The organism is Pseudomonas sp. 05T35, assembly GCF_056396605.1.
The window spans coordinates 1-3,371 of record NZ_JBFTLU010000471.1 but is presented as its reverse complement, the minus strand read 5'-3'; the positions used below and the strand labels follow the sequence as shown (position 1 = coordinate 3,371).

The following is a 3,371-nucleotide window of genomic DNA, read 5'->3' as shown; positions in this document are numbered from 1 at the left end:
ATCGTTCTTTAAAAATTTGGGTATGTGATAGAAAGATAGACTGAACGTTACTTTCACTGGTAACGGATCAGGCTAAGGTAAAATTTGTGAGTAATTGCGAATTTTCGGCGAATGTCGTCTTCACAGTATAACCAGATTGCTTGGGGTTATATGGTCAAGTGAAGAAGCGCATACGGTGGATGCCTTGGCAGTCAGAGGCGATGAAAGACGTGGTAGCCTGCGAAAAGCTTCGGGGAGTCGGCAAACAGACTKTGATCCGGAGATGTCTGAATGGGGGAACCCACCTAACATAAGTTAGGTATCTTAAGCTGAATACATAGGCTTAAGAAGCGAACCAGGGGAACTGAAACATCTAAGTACCCTGAGGAAAAGAAATCAACCGAGATTCCCTTAGTAGTGGCGAGCGAACGGGGACTAGCCCTTAAGTGGCTTTGAGATTAGCGGAACGCTCTGGAAAGTGCGGCCATAGTGGGTGATAGCCCTGTACGCGAAAATCTCTTAGTCATGAAATCGAGTAGGACGGAGCACGAGAAACTTTGTCTGAATATGGGGGGACCATCCTCCAAGGCTAAATACTACTGACTGACCGATAGTGAACTAGTACCGTGAGGGAAAGGCGAAAAGAACCCCGGAGAGGGGAGTGAAATAGATCCTGAAACCGTATGCGTACAAGCAGTGGGAGCMSACTTTGTTSKGTGACTGCGTACCTTTTGTATAATGGGTCAGCGACTTATTTTCAGTGGCGAGCTTAACCGAATAGGGGAGGCGTAGCGAAAGCGAGTCTTAATAGGGCGTCTAGTCGCTGGGAATAGACCCGAAACCGGGCGATCTATCCATGGGCAGGTTGAAGGTTGGGTAACACTAACTGGAGGACCGAACCGACTACCGTTGAAAAGTTAGCGGATGACCTGTGGATCGGAGTGAAAGGCTAATCAAGCTCGGAGATAGCTGGTTCTCCTCGAAAGCTATTTAGGTAGCGCCTCATGTATCACTGTAGGGGGTAGAGCACTGTTTCGGCTAGGGGGTCATCCCGACTTACCAAACCGATGCAAACTCCGAATACCTACAAGTGCCGAGCATGGGAGACACACGGCGGGTGCTAACGTCCGTCGTGAAAAGGGAAACAACCCAGACCGTCAGCTAAGGTCCCAAAGTTATGGTTAAGTGGGAAACGATGTGGGAAGGCTTAGACAGCTAGGAGGTTGGCTTAGAAGCAGCCACCCTTTAAAGAAAGCGTAATAGCTCACTAGTCGAGTCGGCCTGCGCGGAAGATGTAACGGGGCTCAAACCATACACCGAAGCTACGGGTATCACTTAGGTGATGCGGTAGAGGAGCGTTCTGTAAGCCTGTGAAGGTGAGTTGAGAAGCTTGCTGGAGGTATCAGAAGTGCGAATGCTGACATGAGTAACGACAATGGGTGTGAAAAACACCCACGCCGAAAGACCAAGGTTTCCTGCGCAACGTTAATCGACGCAGGGTTAGTCGGTCCCTAAGGCGAGGCTGAAAAGCGTAGTCGATGGAAAACAGGTTAATATTCCTGTACTTCTGGTTATTGCGATGGAGGGACGGAGAAGGCTAGGCCAGCTTGGCGTTGGTTGTCCAAGTTTAAGGTGGTAGGCTGGAATCTTAGGTAAATCCGGGATTCTAAGGCCGAGAGCTGATGACGAGTGTTCTTTTAGAACACGAAGTGGTTGATGCCATGCTTCCAAGAAAAGCTTCTAAGCTTCAGGTAACCAGGAACCGTACCCCAAACCGACACAGGTGGTTGGGTAGAGAATACCAAGGCGCTTGAGAGAACTCGGGTGAAGGAACTAGGCAAAATGGCACCGTAACTTCGGGAGAAGGTGCGCCGGTGAGGGTGAAGGACTTGCTCCGTAAGCCCATGCCGGTCGAAGATACCAGGCCGCTGCGACTGTTTATTAAAAACACAGCACTCTGCAAACACGAAAGTGGACGTATAGGGTGTGACGCCTGCCCGGTGCCGGAAGGTTAATTGATGGGGTTAGCTAACGCGAAGCTCTTGATCGAAGCCCCGGTAAACGGCGGCCGTAACTATAACGGTCCTAAGGTAGCGAAATTCCTTGTCGGGTAAGTTCCGACCTGCACGAATGGCGTAACGATGGCGGCGCTGTCTCCACCCGAGACTCAGTGAAATTGAAATCGCTGTGAAGATGCAGTGTATCCGCGGCTAGACGGAAAGACCCCGTGAACCTTTACTATAGCTTTGCACTGGACTTTGAATTTGCTTGTGTAGGATAGGTGGGAGGCTTTGAAGCGTGGACGCCAGTTCGCGTGGAGCCATCCTTGAAATACCACCCTGGCAACTTTGAGGTTCTAACTCAGGTCCGTTATCCGGATCGAGGACAGTGTATGGTGGGTAGTTTGACTGGGGCGGTCTCCTCCTAAAGAGTAACGGAGGAGTACGAAGGTGCGCTCAGACCGGTCGGAAATCGGTCGTAGAGTATAAAGGCAAAAGCGCGCTTGACTGCGAGACAGACACGTCGAGCAGGTACGAAAGTAGGTCTTAGTGATCCGGTGGTTCTGTATGGAAGGGCCATCGCTCAACGGATAAAAGGTACTCCGGGGATAACAGGCTGATACCGCCCAAGAGTTCATATCGACGGCGGTGTTTGGCACCTCGATGTCGGCTCATCACATCCTGGGGCTGAAGCCGGTCCCAAGGGTATGGCTGTTCGCCATTTAAAGTGGTACGCGAGCTGGGTTTAGAACGTCGTGAGACAGTTCGGTCCCTATCTGCCGTGGACGTTTGAGATTTGAGAGGGGCTGCTCCTAGTACGAGAGGACCGGAGTGGACGAACCTCTGGTGTTCCGGTTGTCACGCCAGTGGCATTGCCGGGTAGCTATGTTCGGAATAGATAACCGCTGAAAGCATCTAAGCGGGAAACTAGCCTCAAGATGAGATCTCACTGGGACCTTGAGTCCCCTGAAGGGCCGTCGAAGACTACGACGTTGATAGGTTGGGTGTGTAAGCGCTGTGAGGCGTTGAGCTAACCAATACTAATTGCCCGTGAGGCTTGACCATATAACACCCAAGCAATCTGCATGCTTCGAGAGAAGARCCAGATTGCGGTGTGTGAAGACGAAACGAACCGAAAGTTCGAGCTGCTCACAAAACACCCGACTGTCACATACCCAATTTGCTGAAGCGAGRCCMACWGGTCRCGAKTCAGTACCCGAATTTCTTGACGACCATAGAGCATTGGAACCACCTGATCCCATCCCGAACTCAGCAGTGAAACGATGCATCGCCGATGGTAGTGTGGGGTTTCCCCATGTGAGAGTAGGTCATCGTCAAGATTAAATTCCGAAACCCCAATTGCGAAAGCAGTTGGGGTTTTGTTTTGCCTGC

2 rRNA genes are annotated in these 3,371 nt (G+C 51.0%); both read left to right on the top strand.

Annotation, left to right across the window (positions count from 1 at the left end):
- Nucleotides 1-152 precede the first annotated feature (152 nt).
- Nucleotides 153-3,044: ribosomal RNA gene (locus AC1DH9_RS25480) — 23S ribosomal RNA — on the top strand.
- 159 nt (nt 3,045-3,203) lie between these two features.
- Nucleotides 3,204-3,319 (top strand): 5S ribosomal RNA (rrf, locus tag AC1DH9_RS25475).
- Nucleotides 3,320-3,371 lie beyond the last annotated feature (52 nt).